The organism is Lysinibacillus sp. KU-BSD001, assembly GCF_042920265.1.
Lineage (GTDB): Bacteria > Bacillota > Bacilli > Bacillales_A > Planococcaceae > Lysinibacillus_B.
The window spans coordinates 16,354-36,463 of sequence record NZ_JBDQZI010000019.1; the positions used below are offsets into that span (position 1 = coordinate 16,354).

General features: G+C 39.2%; 19 protein-coding genes. 2 read left to right on the plus strand and 17 right to left on the minus strand.

Translation table 11 applies throughout. The annotated features are described in order from the left end of the window. Window positions 1–22: 22 nt before the first annotated feature. From hpt to AAGS61_RS19165, 3 genes are read right to left on the minus strand one after another with little or no spacing between them, the layout of a single operon-like run. Window positions 23–565, minus strand: coding sequence for a hypoxanthine phosphoribosyltransferase (gene hpt / locus AAGS61_RS19155; protein ID WP_391375757.1), 543 nt, complete (start codon window positions 563–565; stop codon window positions 23–25). 32 nt (window positions 566–597) lie between these two features. After that, entirely contained in the window at window positions 598–2,001 is a 1,404-nt protein-coding gene (gene tilS / locus AAGS61_RS19160; protein ID WP_391375760.1) for a tRNA lysidine(34) synthetase TilS, read from the minus strand. Between the two features lie 20 nt (window positions 2,002–2,021). Next, on the minus strand, window positions 2,022–4,376 hold the full coding sequence (locus AAGS61_RS19165; RefSeq protein ID WP_391375763.1) for a SpoIIE family protein phosphatase: 2,355 nt from the start codon (window positions 4,374–4,376) through the stop codon (window positions 2,022–2,024). A 951-nt stretch (window positions 4,377–5,327) separates the two neighbouring features. Between AAGS61_RS19165 and AAGS61_RS19170 the strand changes: the two genes are divergently transcribed. Next, window positions 5,328–5,516 carry a hypothetical protein gene (locus AAGS61_RS19170; protein ID WP_391375766.1) on the plus strand — a complete coding sequence of 63 codons (189 nt, stop codon included), beginning with the start codon at window positions 5,328–5,330 and terminating at the stop codon, window positions 5,514–5,516. 124 nt (window positions 5,517–5,640) lie between these two features. Here the strand turns inward: AAGS61_RS19170 and AAGS61_RS19175 are convergent, their stop codons facing one another. The 8 genes from AAGS61_RS19175 to spoVT all read right to left on the minus strand — a co-directional run bounded on the left by AAGS61_RS19175 (window position 5,641) and on the right by spoVT (window position 11,614). Continuing rightward, window positions 5,641–6,069 (minus strand): S1 domain-containing RNA-binding protein, encoded by a 429-nt coding sequence (locus AAGS61_RS19175; RefSeq protein WP_391375769.1) that lies wholly within the window; start codon window positions 6,067–6,069, stop codon window positions 5,641–5,643. A gap of 217 nt (window positions 6,070–6,286) precedes the next feature. After that, complete coding sequence (locus AAGS61_RS19180; RefSeq protein ID WP_391375772.1) at window positions 6,287–6,712, minus strand: FtsB family cell division protein; 426 nt, start codon at window positions 6,710–6,712, stop codon at window positions 6,287–6,289. 32 nt (window positions 6,713–6,744) lie between these two features. Continuing rightward, the gene (gene yabQ, locus AAGS61_RS19185) at window positions 6,745–7,218 is read right to left on the minus strand and encodes a spore cortex biosynthesis protein YabQ (protein ID WP_391375774.1); all 474 of its coding nucleotides are present in this window, start codon (window positions 7,216–7,218) and stop codon (window positions 6,745–6,747) included. Next, window positions 7,218–7,511 (minus strand): sporulation protein YabP, encoded by a 294-nt coding sequence (gene yabP / locus AAGS61_RS19190; protein ID WP_391375777.1) that lies wholly within the window; start codon window positions 7,509–7,511, stop codon window positions 7,218–7,220. Before yabP ends, yabQ begins: the two co-directional genes overlap by 1 nt. 113 nt (window positions 7,512–7,624) lie before the next feature. Beyond that, a complete protein-coding gene (locus AAGS61_RS19195) occupies window positions 7,625–7,915 on the minus strand; it encodes an RNA-binding S4 domain-containing protein (RefSeq protein WP_391375780.1) in 291 nt (96 codons plus the stop codon). 3 nt (window positions 7,916–7,918) lie between these two features. Continuing rightward, window positions 7,919–9,382: a nucleoside triphosphate pyrophosphohydrolase gene (gene mazG / locus AAGS61_RS19200; RefSeq protein WP_391375783.1), complete on the minus strand. Its 1,464-nt coding sequence runs from the start codon at window positions 9,380–9,382 to the stop codon at window positions 7,919–7,921. Between the two features lie 10 nt (window positions 9,383–9,392). Next, complete coding sequence (locus tag AAGS61_RS19205; RefSeq protein ID WP_391375786.1) at window positions 9,393–10,982, minus strand: putative polysaccharide biosynthesis protein; 1,590 nt, start codon at window positions 10,980–10,982, stop codon at window positions 9,393–9,395. 95 nt (window positions 10,983–11,077) lie between these two features. Then, window positions 11,078–11,614 (minus strand): stage V sporulation protein T, encoded by a 537-nt coding sequence (gene spoVT / locus AAGS61_RS19210; RefSeq protein WP_391375788.1) that lies wholly within the window; start codon window positions 11,612–11,614, stop codon window positions 11,078–11,080. A 207-nt stretch (window positions 11,615–11,821) separates the two neighbouring features. Between spoVT and AAGS61_RS19215 the strand changes: the two genes are divergently transcribed. After that, window positions 11,822–12,151: a hypothetical protein gene (locus AAGS61_RS19215; protein ID WP_391375791.1), complete on the plus strand. Its 330-nt coding sequence runs from the start codon at window positions 11,822–11,824 to the stop codon at window positions 12,149–12,151. Between the two features lie 59 nt (window positions 12,152–12,210). Here AAGS61_RS19215 and mfd read toward each other — a convergent pair whose 3' ends face one another. The 6 genes from mfd to glmU all read right to left on the minus strand — a co-directional run bounded on the left by mfd (window position 12,211) and on the right by glmU (window position 20,072). Beyond that, window positions 12,211–15,726, minus strand: coding sequence for a transcription-repair coupling factor (gene mfd / locus AAGS61_RS19220; protein ID WP_391375794.1), 3,516 nt, complete (start codon window positions 15,724–15,726; stop codon window positions 12,211–12,213). A gap of 122 nt (window positions 15,727–15,848) precedes the next feature. Continuing rightward, window positions 15,849–16,076, minus strand: coding sequence for an anti-sigma-F factor Fin (locus tag AAGS61_RS19225; protein WP_391375797.1), 228 nt, complete (start codon window positions 16,074–16,076; stop codon window positions 15,849–15,851). 55 nt (window positions 16,077–16,131) lie between these two features. After that, the gene (pth, locus tag AAGS61_RS19230; protein WP_391375799.1) at window positions 16,132–16,695 is read right to left on the minus strand and encodes an aminoacyl-tRNA hydrolase; all 564 of its coding nucleotides are present in this window, start codon (window positions 16,693–16,695) and stop codon (window positions 16,132–16,134) included. A 275-nt stretch (window positions 16,696–16,970) separates the two neighbouring features. After that, window positions 16,971–17,591, minus strand: coding sequence for a 50S ribosomal protein L25/general stress protein Ctc (locus tag AAGS61_RS19235; RefSeq protein WP_391375803.1), 621 nt, complete (start codon window positions 17,589–17,591; stop codon window positions 16,971–16,973). Window positions 17,592–17,719: 128 nt separating this feature from the next. Further along, a complete protein-coding gene (locus AAGS61_RS19240; RefSeq protein ID WP_391375806.1) occupies window positions 17,720–18,679 on the minus strand; it encodes a ribose-phosphate diphosphokinase in 960 nt (319 codons plus the stop codon). Between the two features lie 25 nt (window positions 18,680–18,704). Continuing rightward, window positions 18,705–20,072, minus strand: a complete 1,368-nt coding sequence (gene glmU, locus AAGS61_RS19245) for a bifunctional UDP-N-acetylglucosamine diphosphorylase/glucosamine-1-phosphate N-acetyltransferase GlmU (RefSeq protein WP_391375809.1) — start codon at window positions 20,070–20,072, stop codon at window positions 18,705–18,707. Window positions 20,073–20,110: the final 38 nt, after the last annotated feature.

Sequence of the window (20,110 nt, forward strand, 5' to 3'; positions counted from 1 at the left end):
GAAATCGTTACACAATTGTTAGTTAAAAAGAATAAACTTCTCGTTTTAAAATACCGATGTAAGGCAAATTACGATACTTTTCTGCATAATCTAATCCATAACCTACTACAAATCCATCTGGCACTTCAAAGCCAACTAGGTCGGCCTTTAAATTTACTTTACGGCCAGATGGCTTATCTAAAAGCGTTACAATACGAATTGATTTCGCTTTACGATATTTAAATAAATCGACAAGGTAGCTTAGTGTTAAACCGCTATCGATAATATCTTCAATAATGATGACATCACGACCTTCTACACTTGTATTTAAATCCTTTAAAATCTTTACTTCACCAGAAGATACAGTTGCGTTTCCATAGCTTGAGACATCCATAAAGTCCACTTCAATATAAGAGTCGAAACGTTTCATTAAGTCTGTCATAAACGGCATTGCACCTTTTAGCACACCGATAGCGAGGGGGAATTCGTCTTTATAAATTTCTGTTAATTCCGCACCTAGCTCCTGAATACGTGCCTGAATCTGTTCCTCTGTAATTACAATTTTTTCAATATCATTTTGAATCATTATTGATTCCTCCTCAAGATTGTTCAAACACCCTAGTCTATCTTTGTTTCCCAAATGAATACATAGTCGTCCCCCGCACGCCTTGTGCTAGAAAATGTATGACTTACCCGCAAGCCGATTACCGCCAGTATCTCCCCCTTATGATCAACAAGCAGTGGCCACTGATCTCGCTTCGTAAGCGGTACTTTTTCATCTATGAAGAGTCTCGATAGGCGTTTTGGCGCCTCCATACCTGCTAGCTGTATACGATCTCCCTCTTCACGGGTTCTTGTACGTATCGGAAGAAATAGTGTTTCTGCGCTCACGTAATAGATTTGTGCGTCTTTACGTAGCGGCGAAGTTAAGTGAGCAAATTCTCCTATGTAAAACCGAATCCCCGCTCTTTCATTCCATTCATTTAGCACAAGCTCTTCGGAAATAACTGGGGCAACTTCTTGCTCTTTCAAGAAAAGTATTTTCCCATATTGCCTGCTCACTATACATCCTCTCGGTAAGTTCATCATAGCGCTTCCATTTTGTGTTTGAAATAGCTTTAAAATGAGTGTGCATAACGTATGACTTTGAAACGTGGCTGTATCGTTATCAAGATAGTTTAATAGTATTAAAATGAGCCTTCTTTGTAAAGCAAGTGGTTCGTTTAAAAACGCATTAATTTCAACTTCATAACAACTATCACTTTTTCTTGTAACTAAACGATTAAATGTTTGATGGGCAAGCTGTTGTAAATACGTATCATCTTGTATTAGTTGCAATGAAAATTGCGTTGCGTGTTGGGCAACGAATTCATTTTCAGCCTTTAAAAGTGGCACAACATGGTGACGGAACCGATTTCTTGTGTAATCATCTTTCGCATTACTTGCATCCTCACGAAAATCTACACCACTCTTTTGTAAATATCCCCTTATTTCGTCTTTTGTAACCGTTAAAAATGGACGAATTATCATTCCTTCTATAAATGGACGCTTGGCATGGATTCCTTGCATACTTGTAATCGTTCCCGCCTTTGCAAGTGCCATCAATATCGATTCTAATTGGTCATCTGCATGATGAGCAGTCACTAGCGTATCAATGGCCTGCTCTTTCATTAAGGCAGCAAAATATGCATAGCGCTCCTTACGGCAGACTGCTTGTGAATTCCCACCTTGCTCTTCCAAAATAGCTGGAATAGGGATAGCTGTACTAAAACATGGCATTTGTCTATCTTGGCAAAATTGCTCGACAAATAGTCGGTCACCCGCCGATTGCTCGCCACGTAACAGATGATCAACATGAGCGACAAATATTTCAACCTCTAGCTTTTTTTGATATTTATAAAAAAAAGTTAGGAGCGCCATTGAATCAACGCCCCCTGAACAAGCGATGAGCAGGCGATTCCCCTTGTTGATAAGCTGCTCACTCTCAATAAACTGCAAAATATTTTGCTCAAATGCTCTCATCTTCTCACCTTCTCACATCATTACACTAAATTTAAGACAGACCATTTAGGGTTAATATGTTTTATTTTGCATGCAATAACTGTACAATCATCCTGAATATCATAAGCCTGCTTATATTGTTCCATTACATCGTACAATAACACATCTGTTGCTAATTGTTGCTTATTTTTTTTCTTTAATAGTTGGAAAAAATGGCGCTCTTGCTCGTGCCAATGAAGCGCTCCATCAAATAAGCCATCTGATGCCATGATGACAATATCATCGGCTTTTAAACGTAGCGTCTCTGTTTCAATTGAAAATGTCGGCATGAGTCCAACTGGGGCTGCATTGCCTTCAATTTTCAACACATCATCACCACGCAATACATACGTTGCAATCCCTCCCGCTTTCCACGACCACAGCGAACCATGCTGTAAATCGATTAGTGCAAAATCAATGGTTGCATATAAATCACGGTCATGCTTTAGCGACATCACATAGTGAATCGTGTGCATGGCGGTCTCTGGGTCCATATTATACGTTAAACATTCACGAAGCATGCGAATCAGCGTATCGCTCTCTTTTCGTGCACGCTGATCTTTTCCCATTCCATCCGATAGCATAATAGCCATTAGTCCGTCATGGATAGGGAAAAGTTCATGCGCATCGCCAGAAGTATTATGTTTTGCTCGGCTATAAATCCCTTGCTCCATGGAGAATCGTACAGATGACCTTACACGTACTTCTACATAAGGAAATGGCATTTCTTTATACGTAATACGTTCCACATAAAAAGGCTCAGCGAATCGTTCATATAAAATGGGCAAAATGATACGCTCACTTAACTCTGTCGCTTGGTCCATATTTTTCATCGTAACGGAACAAACAATACGGCGTTGTCCTACTTCATTGGATAAAACATCAATTTGAAAACAGTTTAACTGTGCACTTTGGAGTCGTTCTAACAGTTCACATTCTAACGATTCAAATGATACAGACTCCCCTTGCATTTGTTGTAGCAAACGATTCAGATGATGGCTCACATCTTGCAACTGTAGCGCAATCATTTTCTTCCCATGAAAAAGCTGATTATTCATTTGCTCGTTATATAATAAATACTCAAGTTCTTGTAAAAGCTTATCCGACTTAATACATCTTAACCTTAGAATTTCCTCTGCCTGTGCTATCGCAATAGGATTTTGCGATGTTTTTCCTCGATAATATTGTGCAATTTTTTCAGCCATATCTTGTTTCTCTCCCCAACAGCGATCATACCGAAAACAATCTTGGCATATATTGCACGGTTGAATTTTTTTAGGGGCAATCGATTGTTCCGTAAATCGATCAAACACAAGATCCTTCATAAAAAAGACAAATTGCTGGAATTGTTCAATCGTTTGCGTCATATGATTTGTTAACCATTCTTGCCGCTTCAGCAATACTTCATCTCTTTTTGGATAAAAAAGTGCACGTAACTTCTCTAGTACAGAACGATTAATCAGTAAAGATAGTAGTGTAGCGATACTAATAGACACGAAGTACACAATATCTAGCGGTAGCGTTGCATCGTAAAAGAAGAAAAAAACGCTCGGTAAAATACTGCCTAGTGCAATGCCAAATCGTCCAAGTTGGACACTGCTCCCTGCAAATACACCCGTCAACGCATATAAGGCAAGCATCCCCGTAAATGACAAATGCGCCATCCCTACAATCGTCCCTAAAATAGTGGCAACAATCGTCGATAATGTAACGCCCCCAACAAAAGCAGCAATACAAATGACTAAATGTAAACAAATAATTGCTAAATTAAAGATAGATAATGTAAACGATGACATCCCTGTTAGCATGGCAGCCAGAATAAAAAATGCCGCACCAGCCCGTTCATACGTCCATTCTGATGTCCAAAAGCGATGTGGTGGTAATAATGTAAGCTGTAAAAAAATCATCATGACCATGGCTAATACAGCTTCACAACCAACATAAAATTGGACAAGTAGAGGTGGCCATCCGCCATAAACGCCCCCTTGCCAAGCAATTTGAACAAGTAGAGTAGCAAGCATGACGAGGATAGGCAATGGGAACTTAATTAGTCTCTTTAAAAATTGAAATGTGCATAATTGAAGAAAAATAATAACCAGTTGTCCCAACCCTAACGTGAGTGCTCCGGTAAGCCCACCAATCAACGTTGGCCATTTCAGGTGGCGATAGCGGAGACTAACGATAGCCCAAAACGGAACCAAAAATGGAACGGCTGCTTCAAAAAAGACTGCTCTTGCTAAAAAAAAGCTCACCCCAAAAAAAGTCAGCTGTAACAAGAACATGATTCGCTTTTCATTCCCCGTAAATAGTTCGCTTTGTCCACTCGATAATTGACGCAAATCTTGAATTGTAACCACTTTCTAACCCCCTTTATATAAGGTTTATTATAAAAAAATCAAGAAATGAATTTTGTCTTTTTATAAAGGGCGTAAGAAAAAATTGTTCGACGAAAACTTTAGGTTTGCGCTAAATAAATACATATCCTCTCAAAAACAACTGACTTTAAAAATCAGCTTACATCTTGTGAGCATTTGACCGAAACCGGATACAGCGACTTTTTGCAATGTACACAGTTTAAGTTGGCTTATATAGTCAATAACAATATCAGGTGTGTTGATTATCAAAATATTTCCTTTATAGAATCGTGTTTTTTAGAAAAAACATTATCAAAAATGACTTACCAGTTGATTGAAGCGGAATCGGCGAGACTCCTACGGGAATAGCATGAGCCGAAGACCCCGCAGGAGCGAGGTACGAGCGCCGAGGAGGCTGAGGCCATGCCCGTGGAAAGCGAGCCGAATGGAGCGGAAATCAACATTTCACACGATTAAATTAGCAATAAAAGGTAAATCAACACGCTTGTGACAATATATTTTTATAGAAAGAGCATAGATTAAACAGTAAAGACTTCCATCATTTTAAACTAGGAAGCCTTTTGAAATATAATTAGTTTAATTCAATCTCAATTGCCTGTTCAGTTAATACCTCATAAACAGCTGTTTTTGATTGCCTTCATATCCAGAAATGTAAAACGGTATAAGCGTAATCTAGTCTATTCTCTGGGTATTTGTATTAAATTGAACGTCTTATTCCTAAGATTCAGGTTACTCGAGCTTTTCATCGTAAATCGTTTGGTAGAAGGCTATACAATTTTGTCACTATGCACTGGTTAACCGTTCAACAGCACTTACATATCGAAATTTTAGAATAGATTTTTTCCATATGGCATTTACAGTCCTTGTTACTACTAAGCATTAGTCTTTTTTTCACTACCAAAGTGGATTAAGATATTAGTTAGGAGGGCTATTATGATTAAAGATTTCCGTACATTGTCTGCGCTTTGTGCTGCGAGTGCATTATTTATTTTACTGGGCTTTTACTTAACTAAAACCCCTGTAATATTCCAAATTTTACTATTAGTTATTGGTTTAATCATTGGAATTATTACATTAATTGGCTTAGTAAAGCTCCTTATATCGCAGCAAAAACAGGATTGAAGCATTACTTCAGTCCTATTTATAAAAAAATTGTTCCATATAAAAAAAACAGTTTGTGTACTTTGTACACAAACTGTTTTTTACTTTATAGCGCACTTTTTCTGTAATTAAAACAGCCAGCAAATTACCCTCTACGTGCTCCACGGCCGCCACGTTTTGATTCTGTTGCACGTTTTAATGTAGTTAAACGTTCATCGCTATCTTTTAAGAAACGCGCCATTTTTTGTTCGAAATTTTCTTTTGGTTGACGATCATTTCGCTCGTTTGAACGATTGTTTTCTCGACGAGGACGCTGTGGACGCTCTGGTCGCTCAGCTTGGGGCTTCGCTTTACGGATTGAAAGGCCAATCTTACCATCCGCTTCAACATTCATCACTTTTACTTCAACTTCATCTCCTACTTTCAGATGCTCGTTGATATCTTTCACATAGTTGTCTGCTACTTCACTGATGTGCACTAAACCCGTTTTGCCATCTGGCAGCTCAACGAATGCTCCAAAATTTGTGATTCCTGTTACTTTACCTTGTACTTTGCTGCCTACTTCAATTGACATAAAAAAAATGCTCCTCCTTAAATTTTAAAAGACTCTATCAGTCCTAATATATCACGAAACTACTTTATGGTTTCCCCTTTATTATATCGGACTAACTATAAGTGTCAACAAGACTCTCTCGCCATAAAACGACAAACAGACTCGACTTCCTAAATAGTCTTAAAATTTTAGCCATTTGAAAAGGCAAACGACGCATATGACGTGTCTGCCTTCCCAACTACTGCTTGTCTTCTTCTTTTTCATTATTGTCCTTCGGAATCGTAAAAATAATTTCTCCTTCTTCTGATAAGAAGTATTCTTTACGTGCCAACTTTGCAATATACTCATCATCTTCTAGTTTGGCAATTTGTAGTTTTAACATGTCCTGTTGCTCTTTTACTGCGGTTAATTGTGCTTGTACTTCTATTTTTTGTGCTTCTTTTTCTGCTAAACGTGTATTCTGATTCATCATCATGCTTACTAATGCCACACATACAGCTGTAGCAAATACCGTAAACACTGCTAGTCTTCTACGACTTAATACTTTTTGACGGTGTTTCATTTGTTGTTGCTTTGCGAGATTTGCGTTGGAGCGGACATAGTCATTATCTAACGTTTTAACAGTGCCTCTATGTACTTGTTCTTGTTGTTGACGCTGTGCCACGCCGTTCACCCCCATTGCTTCTACATTTGTTACTATTTATTATACTTATTTACTTTGTAGAGTAAAACCCGTTTTTTAGAAGTTTTATAGATTTTAATAATAGGTGTCACTAAAATTGTTAATATTCTGACAAATATATGAATGATACCGTAAATGAGCTTTGTAACTAAACGAATGATAAAGAAAACCGGTTTTATGATAATGATCACAAAAAGTCTTCCGATAAATCGAAATATCGGTTGGAAAAATAAATCATATGAAATAATTCCTACGATTTGGGCAAGTGGATCGATTGCTCGCCACTCACCACCCTTAATGACAAATAAAAAATAGAACGTAATGGCTCCTAACATGAGCCAAGCTGTTAGCTCAATCAGGTAAGCTAGTTTGGAAACAATTGATTTTTTAGGCACCAATGATGTCATATATCGGATGCAGTCAATAATCGCACCTACCATTATGCCGGCTGCAAACATGACAAACGTACTAACTAATTGTGCAGACATTAGCCGAATAATTTATGCAGTAAACTCTTTGACAGTCCAGATTCTTCTTCATCGTATTGGACCGTCTTGACCATACCTTCTAATGTAAGCAGCCCCTTGTCCACATCTAAATGTACAATGCGTAGCTCTTCACCACGAATGAGTAAGTGCCCCTGTGATGTTCTAACAAAAAACTCCTCTTGGTCAAAACGTTCAATTTCCTTTACAGATGTCATATCCATACGCTTGCGATTGCGAAGCGTTACTAGATGGTCTCCTGATGGAATGGTATATCTTGTACTTTCTGAATGCATAGATTAACTCCCCTTCCTTGTCCACTTTCTACACTGTATGCACACATAGAAAAAAGCATGACAGTAAAATTTACTATCATGCTCTCATTTTTCTATTTCATTTGAAAATTCATTTATTCTTCATCATCAATAAATTCAGGCTCAATCTTTTCTAGTTTTTCCTCTTTTACAATCGTAAACATCTTTGTTGCTTCTTCTTTACGAACAGTCTCTCGAATCTCTTCCACACGAGCTGTGACAATTTTTTGTCCAAAGCGAATAGCTAGTTCATCGCCCACTTTCACGGTACTGCTTGCTTTTGCAACCTTACCGTTAATTGTAATGCGCCCTTGCACAGCTACTTCCTTTGCTAATGTACGTCGTTTTATTAAACGCGATACTTTTAAAAACTTATCTAAACGCAATTTTTATTCCCCCTTTTCCATACGCTTTGCCTCATTCCAAAAGTAATCTAACTCCTCTAATGTGAATGCATCAAAGTCTTTCCCGCTCGCCTTTACTTGCTCTTCGATATAACCAAATCTACGGGCAAACTTCTCATTGGCGTGTAACATCGCTTCTTCCGGCGAGATTTTATAGAAACGTGCCACATTTACTAATGTAAATAGCACATCGCCAAACTCATCTAGGCGTGTAGCAGGGGAGCCTTCGCTCATTTCAACTTGGAATTCTTTCATCTCTTCGATGAATTTATCCCATGCATCATCCACATTTGGCCAATCAAACCCTACTTTTGCTGCCTTTTTTTGATAGTTATAAGCAGTTTGTAAAGATGACGCCGCGCGATACTCACCTTCAAGTAAACGCCCTTCTACCTGCCCTTTTTCCGCACGTTTAATTGCTTCCCAATTTGCCACAACATGGTCCGCATCTTCTACTGATACATCGCCAAATACATGCGGATGGCGACGAATCATTTTTTCACTAATAGAGGCAAGTACTTCCTCCAAATTGAAATAGCCGTTATCTTCACCGATTTGCGCATGTAAAAATACTTGTAACAACACATCACCAAGCTCTTCAATCATGCCTTCATCATCTTCTGCATCCACAGCGGCTAAAAACTCATGCGCCTCTTCAAGTAAATATTTTTTCAACGATTCATGTGTTTGCTTTTGATCCCATGGGCAGCCTTCTGGACCACGAAGCGTCGCAATAATTTTGCGGAAAGTCGTCCAATCCCGTAATGCCTCTTCATCTGACGTCACAGGTGGCACATAAACCGTTGTTAAGTTATTTAATTCTGCCACGTGATCCAGCTCGTACAGGGGCACAGTCGTTAACTTCTCCTTAACTGAACCTGCCGCTGTCACGATTGTCACCGGATAATCATCTCGGTATTTCTCCATTAATGTGAGCTTCACTTCTGATGCACTAAATGCGTCATATACTTGCGCAATTAAAATGTGCTGGCGCATGTTAAGATCATGCATTGACATACTTGTCCCATCTAACAGTTGGAAGCCTTCAATTGGATCAATTTTTAATGCGCCAAAAATGGGGTCTAGAAAACTTTGACCGCCTTCAATTTTTAGCGTTACTTGCCCATTACGCTCCGCCTCGATTAAATGCTGCACGGTTTGCTCTGCTACAAGCGGATGCCCTGGCACTGCATACATCACAGGCGCTTCCTTTGCTGCTTCGATTAATAGAGAAGCTATTTCCTCATATACAGGGGCAAATGTATCATGCTTCTCATATACGTAGTCAAAGCTTGAAAATTTGATGCCTTCTTCTTTTAAATCATTCAGTACAGGATGATCCTCTGTACGAACATATAATGTCTCTGCTTGTTTTAATTGCTTATAGACGCCCATTTGCAGCTGATTAAAATCTGCCGCCCCTAGACCGATCACTGTTAATTGATGCATGTGTAAACACCTACTTCTTTTTATTTAACCATAATTGATATGTGGCCATTGTTCTTCCAAAAGGAATAATAAACCATTCCCGTACACTTAAAATTTGGAGCTTCGCCACTGCTGTTATAAATGTAAATGCGCCGATCGAAATTAAGACCGCACTATAGACAAGCGCTGCCATACGAACAGATGTAAAACTTGTTATCTGATTTAATAGTCCAGCCGTTAGCGCTACAACAACTGTCATACCGATACTCGCTATCAATAACTTTTTATAAAAGCTACCTGTTGCCAATATGACCCCATTTACTTTTTTAAAATAATATACGAGAAGCAGAGCACAAGTGAATAACCCGATATTACTCGCAAGCGCTGCCCCTGCAATCCCTATTAGTGGGATCAACAACATATTACCACCGATTTTTAATGAAAGGGCACCAAGTAAGTAGTAAAAAGGAATCTTTAATTTACCGTACCCTTGCAAAATGGCTGTAAACGTTAAAATGATCGATAATGATACAATTTGTAATACATATAACATAAGCACCGATGAAAGATTATCTGTTTTAAACAGCAATGCATTTGCATAGGGCATCACAAGTATAAGACCTAGCGCTGCCGCTATGCCGAATACTAACGATGCACGATAGGTTAATTGAATATACGGTACTTCACCACGGGTACCCTGCTTAGATTTATAGGTCACAAGTGGTACAATGGCGAGCGAAAATGAGGAAGCGATCACAACGCCGAGTTGTACAAGTGGTTGACCACGATCATAAATCCCCTTGATTGCCATTGCATCAAGTGTTTCCAGCCCCGACTCTACTAACATCGAGAATACAGTAAATGAATCCACAAGTTGATACGTAAGCAATAATAGGCTACTCATACTCACACTTATACTAAAAATGGTCACTTCTTTTATAATCGGCCACTTCGAAATAGCAACCGTTTCTTTGGATAAAAGCGCCTTCTTCTTCATATAAACAAATAATAAAATAACACCTGCTAATTCACCAATCACGGTACCTAGCACTGCCATATTGCCAGCAGCATATACGGATTGAGAGAGCAGCGATATGACGACTATCGTTCCAATTAAGATTATGACAACACGTACTGTCTGCTCAAACACTTGCGCATAGGCAACAGGTTCCATCATGGCACGCGACTGAAATGTACCCTTCATCACCGCAAGTGCTGGCATACAAAGTGTAACGAATGCACCGGTTTGTAATAGTGGTGCCAGTAACGGATCGCCCATCCACGATGACAGCAAATGTGCACCGAAAAATAATAATGCAAAAAAGAGCAGTGACAGCACCGTTAAGTATTGAAATACCGTTTTCGTAATACCATGCTTTATTTGTTCATCATTCGTATCAGCGAGTAGCTTTGAAATAGCGACAGCAACCCCACCTGAAGTCCAGACAACAAAGAATGCTATAAACGGATACACTTGCTGGTACACATAAAACCCTTGATCGCCCACTAAATTTTGAAAAGGCACACGGTAAACAGCACTTAATACTTTGACAATAAGAGCGGCAACTGTTAAAAGAAGCGCGCCTTTCATATAACTTTTCATACTAAACTGCGAAGACATATAAGACCCATCCTCATCTATACAATGGTACAAGTATACCATGAATAATACGCATAAAAAAAACGCCCTAGCATGAAGGACGTCTTATCAAAAATTTAGTTTTCCATTTGCTTCGCTAAGAAGAGCGCACCAATTTCAGCACTTTTTTGTTCAACAGCGCCGATCAGCCCGTCTTTTGAAATGACATAAATGGCACCAATAATATCACCATTCGCAACGATGGGTGCAATGCAATACGATTTTACTTCCTCAAATTGCCCTGGCACAAGTTCAAGTACCGTTTCCTGCTGATGTAAAACCGGGCGTCGTTCCTTCATCGCGTCTTCCGCAAAGGTCGATAAACGGCGATGACTATATGTTTTTTTCGTAACACCCGCAATCGCAATCATTTCATCTCGGTCACTTAAAAATACAGGTAAGCCTAGTGCTTCATAGAGCGATTCCACATATTCTGTAGCAAATTCGCTTAAATCATTTATTGGAGAATACTTTTTTAAAATAACCTCGCCTTCACGATCCGTGAAAATTTCTAGAGGATCCCCCTCACGAATTCTCATCGTACGGCGAATTTCTTTTGGTATAACCACGCGCCCTAAATCATCAATTCTACGTACAATACCTGTTGCTTTCATATGCTACCTCACTTTCCACAAATTTCGCTCTGTTCCCAATTAGTATGGTTTAGTGAAAAGAAAACTATGCAACAAAAACGGACCGATATATAGTCATTTAGACCTTGTTTTTATTTTTTATGCATCATTTTTTAAAAAATAATACGAAAAATATGTTATTTTCACCAATACAATCTAAATAAACTGTTATATAAAGAGGTGAAAAATATGAGAGTGGAGCGTGTTACATCAACACCTGATGCCTATAGAAAAACTCAATACTATGCTGGTGAGCATTTAGCCTATTATTACAATCCCACTGACATAAAAAATCGCCCAAAAGTCATAACAGAGGTTGAGAATGGTATTTTTACAAGATATCTCGAAAAAGTAAATGGTCAACGTGATCTGTTAACAACTTCTTCTACTAAAGAAAGAATGTTTCTTGAAAAACGCGAGCAATATGCGAAACAAGAAGAATTATTACAGCGTTTAAATTATATGAATGGTATCCATTATAGCGCTGTCCACAAATTATATGTACAATTTCATCATTAAATAAAAGCGGGCAAATTCACACCCGCTTTTTTCTAATATTTATCGTACTATAACCATCTCTATGCCACTTGCTTTTTTGCCTCTAACACCATTTTTACCATTTTCTCTAAAATATCAAATGGTAAGAAATTGCCGCATCGCTTCATATCGATTGTTAAATTTAATTTTGTCCCCTCCATAACAAAGCCAACTGCACGCTCAAACTGCATGGATTCTGTTACAACCTTTGCTCCGTCGACACGAGCCGTTCCTTCTTCAGATAAGCTAATCGTAATGATACTTTGCTTTTCTTTAATAGCTGTTATACCTGCCTCAAGCGCCCATACCTTCATTCGTGCAATTCTCATTAAGCGCTCTGTTTCCACTGGTAAATCACCGAAACGGTCTTGCAACTCTTCGATCACTTCAAAGTAGTCTTCTTCGCGTTCCATCGCTTTAATACGCTTGTACATTTGGATTTTTTGATAACCGTCTGGAATATACGCATCTGGAATATATGCATCCATATGCAATAAAATTTCAACTTCTGGTTTCTCTTCTTTTTTCACACCGCTTCGACGCTCTTCAATGGCTTCTTCAAGCATTTGTGAGTATAAATCAAAACCAACAGAGTCGATAAAGCCGTGTTGCTGTGCACCGAGTAAATTACCGGCACCGCGTATCGATAAATCACGCATCGCAATTTTAAAGCCCGAACCAAGCTCTGTAAACTCCTTAATCGCCTGTAAACGCTGTTCTGCCACTTCTGTCAGTACTTTATCACGCTGATACATAAAATACGCGTACGCAACACGATTGGAACGTCCAACACGTCCACGCAATTGATACAGCTGTGATAAGCCCATACGATCGGCGTCATGTACAATGAGCGTATTCACATTTGGAATATCCACACCCGTTTCAATAATCGTTGTTGTCACTAATACGTCATAGTCACCATCTAAAAAAGATAGAATCACAGACTCTAATTCAGATTCTGTCATACGACCATGTGCAAAGCCCACACGAGCTTCTGGTACAAGCGCTTGAATTTCCTCTACACGACGTGCCATGTCTTCCACACGATTATATAAATAAAACGTTTGTCCACCGCGCGCCATCTCTCGTTCAATGGCTTCACGTACTAATGCCCCGCTATGCTCCATGACATAGGTCTGTACAGGAAAACGATTTTGTGGTGGTGTTTCAATGACCGATAAATCACGCACACCTACCATCGACATATGCAATGTACGTGGAATCGGTGTCGCGGTTAACGTTAATACATCAACATTTGTTTTTAATTGCTTAATCTTTTCCTTATGTGTTACACCAAAACGTTGTTCTTCATCCACGATTAATAAACCAAGATCTTGATACTGCACGTCCTTTGATAACAGGCGATGCGTACCAATGACCAGATCTACCGTTCCTTCTCGTAGACCTTTAATCGTTTCTAACTGTTGCTTCCGTGTGCGGAATCGACTAAGCAAACCAACATTCATTGCATATTCCTCAAAACGCGTTTGAATCGTTTCAAAATGTTGCTGCGCTAAAATGGTCGTCGGTACTAGAAACGCGACTTGCTTGCCATCCTGAATCGCTTTAAAGGCTGCACGAATGGCTACTTCTGTTTTACCATATCCTACATCGCCACATACAAGACGGTCCATTGGGCGTTCGCGCTCCATATCCCGTTTGACCTCCATAATCGTGCGTAACTGATCTTCTGTTTCTTCATACGGAAAAGCATTTTCAAACGAACGTACTTCATCTGAATCAGGCGTGAAAGCAAAGCCCTTTTCCGCTTCTCTTTTCGCATACAGTTTGATTAAATCATCGGCAATATCTTGAACGGCTGAAGATACTTTCGCTTTCGCTTTTTTCCATTCTGTTCCGCCTAATTTATGCAGTTTCGGTTCTTTCTCCTCCGAAGCAACATATTTTTGAATTAAATCAATTTGGTCGACTGGCACATATAATTTATCATCCGCTCGGTAGCGAATATGTAAGTAATCTTTATGTGTCCCACCCACTTCTAATGTTTCAATGCCAATATATTTCCCAATCCCATGATGGACATGGACAACATAGTCGCCAGGCTTAATTTCCGTATAGGATTTAATCCGCTCTGCATTCGTCATCTTTTGTGGACGTGCCTTTTTCTTTGCCTGCTGTTTAAATAGCTCATCATCTGTTACAACAGCCATTTTTTGGAGCGGTAATTCAAAACCAGCTGATAACACCGCATCTACTAGATAAATACCTGCACCACTTGGCATAGCGATTTGTGCATCAATGTGATATTCCTCGAGCATACTTTGCATTTTCTCAAGACGTTCCTGCCCATTCGCAACAAATAACACCGTAAATTTCTCTAACTTCCAACGTTCTACTTCATTTTGCAATAATGCAATTTGCCCATGGAACTGTTGCATCGGTTTACATGAAAAATTCGATGTTTTCGAAAAGCGTATCCCTGCAAACGTCCGTGCAAATAAAGCAAGATGAATTTTTTGTTGACGAATCATTGTTAAAATTTCTTTAAAGGCAAAGGAAGGTTTCGCATCGTGTAGCATTCTCCCTTCTTCAATGAGGGATAAGAACCATTCACTTTCTTCGCGCTCCCACGCATCCATTACTTCTTGAATGCGTCCTAATTCATCAAATAATACGATGCCGTCACGGGCAAAGTAATCGCCTAAAAACGCCTTTTCCTCAAATAAAAGGGAACCGTATTTATTCACATGTGTTGGTAAATTCCCCTCTTTTAGCAGCGCAATATCATATTGAATATTTTGCATAAGGAGCTCTTGTAGCTCAGGTTTCTTTACCTTTTTTAAACTATTGGCAAGCGCTCCTTCTAAACGCTCTGCTACATTTACTCGTTCTTCCTCGGATAACAAAACTTCTGTTGCCGGTAAAATACGTACGGAATCCAACTTTTCGATGGAACGCTGTGTATCAGCATTAAATGAACGAATCGAATCGATTTCTGTATCAAATAGTTCCATACGGATTGGTGCCTCTAAATAAGGTGGATAAATATCGACAATGCCTCCACGCGCTGCAAACTCTCCTGGTGCTGTTACCATGCTATTCCGTGTATAGCCCATTGCTACTAGTTGTGTCAGCCAGTTATCCATGTCGATATCTTCGCCCATCGATGCCTGTAAAAAATGTGAACGCCAGCTATTAGGCGGTGTCATGTATTTACGTACACCTGCAATTGGCAACACGTAAATGCCCATCGTCCCTTTTGCTAAATGGTCTAATGTCGCAATACGTTGGGCACGCAACTCAGGAGAAGCAATCGTCATATCTGCCGCAATAAATTCATCTGCCGGATAGTAAAATACAGATTCCTCCCCAAGTAACGATGCTAAATCATCTACTAACTTCTGTGCTTGCAATAAATTAGGCGATAGCACATAAATCGGTTTCCCCGTTTCCTTAAACAGCGCTTGCAAAAATGCCGGCCTCGCACCACCCGTTAACCCCGTTACTAATTGCTGATCTGCTTCGCCCTTTTTAATTTGGTCTAATAACGATTTTATATGTTTATCTTGCAAGAATAGTTGATGAAAAACTTCCATTGAAAAACTCCTTTCCGCTTATCTCCTGTAATATAAAAACGGAAAAAGCCTTGGCACACTGAATCTCTTAAGAGTTTGTGTGCCAAAGCAAAACCGCTATTTCGTGTTGAAAACTGTCAAAATCATTGTAACCAATTTTTTAGCGCATAATAATCGGGAAATTGACGAAGCGAATCTTCACAATGCTCACAAATCGAATGAACAACGGTCTCTCCACGCTCATTCTTTTCAATATAGTCATCTACTTCTCCTACTTCAAATTGATGCAACTTACGGATTGTCTCCTCTGCATCAAACGGTAGAGTCCCCATTTCTGTTTCACAGTGCCTGCAACGATAACGAACTGGCATATGCGCCCTCCTTTGAATACTTTTGTATTCAAAGTATAGACGTTCATGTATTTTTTTATGCGCCATTAAATATGTTCATGACATCTAAAAACGTTTTAGATAGCGATGTTTCAACCGCTTCACAAGATTTTTTTATCGCATCTTGAACAATGGGCTCATCTTCTTTTGAAAACTTCGATAAAACGTAGTCTGCTACTTTCATACCTGCTGGTGGGCGGCTTACGCCCACGCGGATGCGATTGAATTCCTGTGTACCTAAGTGCTGAATTAATGATTTAATACCATTATGACCTCCTGCACTCCCTTTTTTACGAAGGCGTAGCTTGCCCGTTTCTAAATCTAAATCGTCATAAATAACAATAATATCTTCTACATCAATATCAAAATAATCCATCATCGGACGAACACATTCGCCTGATAAATTCATATACGTAAGCGGCTTTAACAGCATTACTTTTCCTTCAGGGCGGTGTACGCTCGCATACATGCCATTAAATTTTGTTTGATTTAATGGTGCACCCCATTTATCTGCTAACGCATCAATGACATCAAACCCGATATTATGACGAGTATGTTCATATGGCTTCCCTGGATTACCTAAACCGATAATTAACTTCATCGTTAAAAACCTCTTTTTTTCTTTTTATAATTGTAGCCTATTTTAACATACCTAAATCAAAACTTCCTACAATACATAGTCCCTTGTAATCTAATAAAATTTTACTATGTATAATATTAACTTAAATTTTCATAAAAGTAATTACGCTAGCCGTATGGGCCTCCTTAGAAGTTTTGTTTTCTATACTCATGCAAGCTATACCTAAAAATAAATATTTGAAATAAAAAATTGCACGGCTACCTATCCGTGCAATTTTTTCATATGATATCTTTTGATTACGCGTCTGCTTCTGGTGTTTCAATCGCAGTTGGTTCTTTTTCTGCTGAGTCGATGGCATCTGCTGGTTCAGACGCTGGCGGTGTAATCGTTACAAGTGTATCTTCATCAGCATTCAACAGCTCAAATTTGCTGTTCCCTCGTATATCCGCAACAGATAGCGTGTCTCCAATGTTTAATGTCGATACATCAACTTCAATCGATTCTGGCATATCCATTGGCTTTACTTTTATCTTTAATGTATGAATAGGTTGCATTAAAACACCACCATCTTTCACGCCAAACGATTCCCCAACGATTGCAATTGGCACCTCCACCTCGAGCTCCTCACTCATATTAATCGCTTGGAAGTCGATATGTTTAATGTTACCTTTTAAAGCACAACGTTGGATTTCACTAATGACAGCATTCACGGTTTCTCCACCTAAGCTTAATGCAAACACTGTATTTTGCCCACTTGCCTGCATCGCCTTTGTTAAGTCCTTCGTGCCGACTTGAATCGGTGTCGCCACGGTTTGGTAGCCGTAGACATTGGCTGGTATACCTCCGCTATTTCGTATTTTCGTTAAAATCGAACGAGAGCCAATTTCACGTGTTGTTGCCGCTAATACGGTACTCATTTTTAAATCCCCTTTTCCATAAAAGTTTTCACCTTCAGCTTTACCCAGATAAGCTGAAACTAAACATTTATGAAGAGAGCATGAAAAGAGGCTATGTGCAATAACTGCACATAGCCTTGTTCTAATCATTAATCAAATAATGTACTTACTGATTTATTTTCATAAACACGTGCAATTGCATCAGCCATTAAGCCCGCAACAGAAAGTTGCTTAATTTTCGGAGACTTTTTGTCTTCTGATAATTGGATCGTGTTTGTTACGACTAATTCTTTAATTGCTGAGCTTTCAATACGCTCGATTGCTGGACCTGATAATACTGGGTGTGAACAGCAAGCATACACTTCTTTTGCACCTGATTCCAGTAAAGCATTGGCACCAATTGTAATTGTACCCGCTGTATCGATAATATCATCGATTAAGATTGCCACTTTACCTTCAACGTTACCAACGATATTCATGACTTCTGCTACGTTTGGCTTTGGACGACGTTTATCAATAATCGCAATTGGTGCTTTTAGACGTTCAGCCATTTTACGTGCACGTGTTACACCACCATGGTCAGGTGATACGATGACTACATCTTCAGGGTTGAAACCTTTTGATTTGAAGTAATCAGAAAGTATCGGAACAGCTACTAAGTGATCGATTAAAATATCGAAGAAGCCTTGAATTTGTGGTGCGTGTAAATCTAGTACGATGACACGAGTTGCACCAGCCGTTTCTAAAAGGTTAGCTACTAATTTTGCTGTAATTGGCTCACGTGCTTTTGCTTTACGGTCTTGACGTGCATAGCCATAGTAAGGCATAACAACGTTTACTGTACGCGCTGAAGCACGTTTTACAGCGTCAACCATAATTAATAATTCCATTAAGTGTTCATTTACAGGTGCAGAAGTTGATTGCACGATAAATACGTCGCAACCGCGAATACTTTCTTCAATACTAATTTGAATTTCTCCATCACTGAAATGTTTTACAGATGATTTACCAAGCTCAACGCCCATTTCGTCTGCAATTTCCTGTGCAAGTGGGTTATTTGAGTTTAGGGAGAAGATTTTTAATTTTGAGTCAGCGTATTGATACGGCATGATGCCCTCCTGTTTTATCTTTTAATTATTTTAGTTTGTTACTAACATAGTTTAACTTGTTTTCTTGTCGTGCACGGGCAACAGCTAATGCATCTGCTGGTACATCTTGTGTGACAGTAGAACCTGCCGCAATAAATGAACCTTGACCTAACGTTACTGGTGCAACAAGATTTGAATTACATCCTACGAATACATCGTCTTCAATAATTGTTTTGAACTTATTTTTACCATCATAGTTGACTGTAATCGAACCGCAACCGATATTACAGTTATCCCCTACTTCAGCATCTCCAATGTAGCTTAAGTGTGATACTTTCGTATTATTACCTAAAGTACTTTTCTTTACTTCTACAAAGTTACCAATTTTCACATGGTCACCTAATGCCGAAGCTGGACGCAGATGTGCAAACGGACCAACAGCTGTTTTATGGCCTACTGTGCTATCTAATACAACAGAGTTTTGAATCGTTGTACCATTGCCAATTGTACTGTTCACAATATGACTATTTGGGCCAATGACGCAATCCTCACCAATGACTGTATTTCCTTCAATGACACAGCCTGGTTGGATGATTGTATCTGAACCAATAATGGCCTCTGCACTAATATGTGTTGTAGACGGATTAATAATCGTGACACCATTACGCATATGTCGCTCATTAATACGCGCCCGCATCAGTTCTTCTGCCTGAGATAAAGCAAAACGATCGTTTACACCAAGTGTTTCATCAAAATGGTCTGTTACATATGCTGCAACAATTTCACCTTGCTTTTGTAAAATCTCAATGACGTCTGGTAAGTAGTATTCACCTTGTGCATTATCATTTTTCACAAGTTTTAAAGCCTCAAATAATGCTTTATTGTCAAAGCAGTAAGTACCCGTATTAATTTCCGTTACTTTCTTTTGCTCTTCTGTTGCATCCTTTTGCTCTACAATTTGTGCTACATTTCCTTCCGTATCACGTAAAATACGACCGTAACCAGTCGGATCAGAAGCGACCGCGGTTAAAATGGTTGCTTTGGCATTTTGGGAAGTATGATGATCAAACAATGCTTTCATTGTTTCAGGGCGAATTAATGGGGTATCACCACAAACAACTAATGTTGTGCCGTCAAGCGTTCCTAAAAGGGGTTCTGCTTGTTGAACTGCATGTGCAGTACCAAGCTGTTCTGCCTGTAATACATATTCACTTTGTTCACCCAGTTGTTCCTTCACCATCTCAGCCCCATGCCCAACAACTGTGACAATACGTTCCACATCTAGTGTTTCGATATGGTCTACAACATGCTGAACCATTGGCTTACCACAAACAGGGTGAAGCACTTTATATAATTTGGACTTCATACGTGTTCCTTGACCAGCTGCTAACACAACAGCAAAAATATTAGTCATTTTTAAGTCCTCCAATTTAGCTCATTGTCTCTTATGAC

What these genes read in the sequence shown, in the direction of transcription:
- mazG (WP_391375783.1), bottom strand. Translation starts at nt 9,382, where the DNA reads ATGCATCAATTAACAGTGATCGGTCTAGGGGCGGCAGATTTTAATCAG.
- spoVT (WP_391375788.1), bottom strand. Translation starts at nt 11,614, where the DNA reads ATGAAAGCAACAGGTATTGTACGTAGAATTGATGATTTAGGGCGCGTG.
- yabQ (WP_391375774.1), bottom strand. Translation starts at nt 7,218, where the DNA reads ATGTCTGCACAATTAGTTAGTACGTTTGTCATGTTTGCAGCCGGCATA.
- glmU (WP_391375809.1), bottom strand. Translation starts at nt 20,072, where the DNA reads ATGACTAATATTTTTGCTGTTGTGTTAGCAGCTGGTCAAGGAACACGT.
- hpt (WP_391375757.1), bottom strand. Translation starts at nt 565, where the DNA reads ATGATTCAAAATGATATTGAAAAAATTGTAATTACAGAGGAACAGATT.
- tilS (WP_391375760.1), bottom strand. Translation starts at nt 2,001, where the DNA reads ATGAGAGCATTTGAGCAAAATATTTTGCAGTTTATTGAGAGTGAGCAG.
- yabP (WP_391375777.1), bottom strand. Translation starts at nt 7,511, where the DNA reads ATGCATTCAGAAAGTACAAGATATACCATTCCATCAGGAGACCATCTA.
- AAGS61_RS19240 (WP_391375806.1), bottom strand. Translation starts at nt 18,679, where the DNA reads ATGCCGTATCAATACGCTGACTCAAAATTAAAAATCTTCTCCCTAAAC.
- AAGS61_RS19175 (WP_391375769.1), bottom strand. Translation starts at nt 6,069, where the DNA reads ATGTCAATTGAAGTAGGCAGCAAAGTACAAGGTAAAGTAACAGGAATC.
- pth (WP_391375799.1), bottom strand. Translation starts at nt 16,695, where the DNA reads ATGAAGTTAATTATCGGTTTAGGTAATCCAGGGAAGCCATATGAACAT.
- AAGS61_RS19170 (WP_391375766.1), top strand. Translation starts at nt 5,328, where the DNA reads ATGATTAAAGATTTCCGTACATTGTCTGCGCTTTGTGCTGCGAGTGCA.
- AAGS61_RS19205 (WP_391375786.1), bottom strand. Translation starts at nt 10,982, where the DNA reads ATGTCTTCGCAGTTTAGTATGAAAAGTTATATGAAAGGCGCGCTTCTT.
- AAGS61_RS19215 (WP_391375791.1), top strand. Translation starts at nt 11,822, where the DNA reads ATGAGAGTGGAGCGTGTTACATCAACACCTGATGCCTATAGAAAAACT.
- mfd (WP_391375794.1), bottom strand. Translation starts at nt 15,726, where the DNA reads ATGGAAGTTTTTCATCAACTATTCTTGCAAGATAAACATATAAAATCG.
- AAGS61_RS19235 (WP_391375803.1), bottom strand. Translation starts at nt 17,591, where the DNA reads ATGAGTACCGTATTAGCGGCAACAACACGTGAAATTGGCTCTCGTTCG.
- AAGS61_RS19225 (WP_391375797.1), bottom strand. Translation starts at nt 16,076, where the DNA reads ATGCCAGTTCGTTATCGTTGCAGGCACTGTGAAACAGAAATGGGGACT.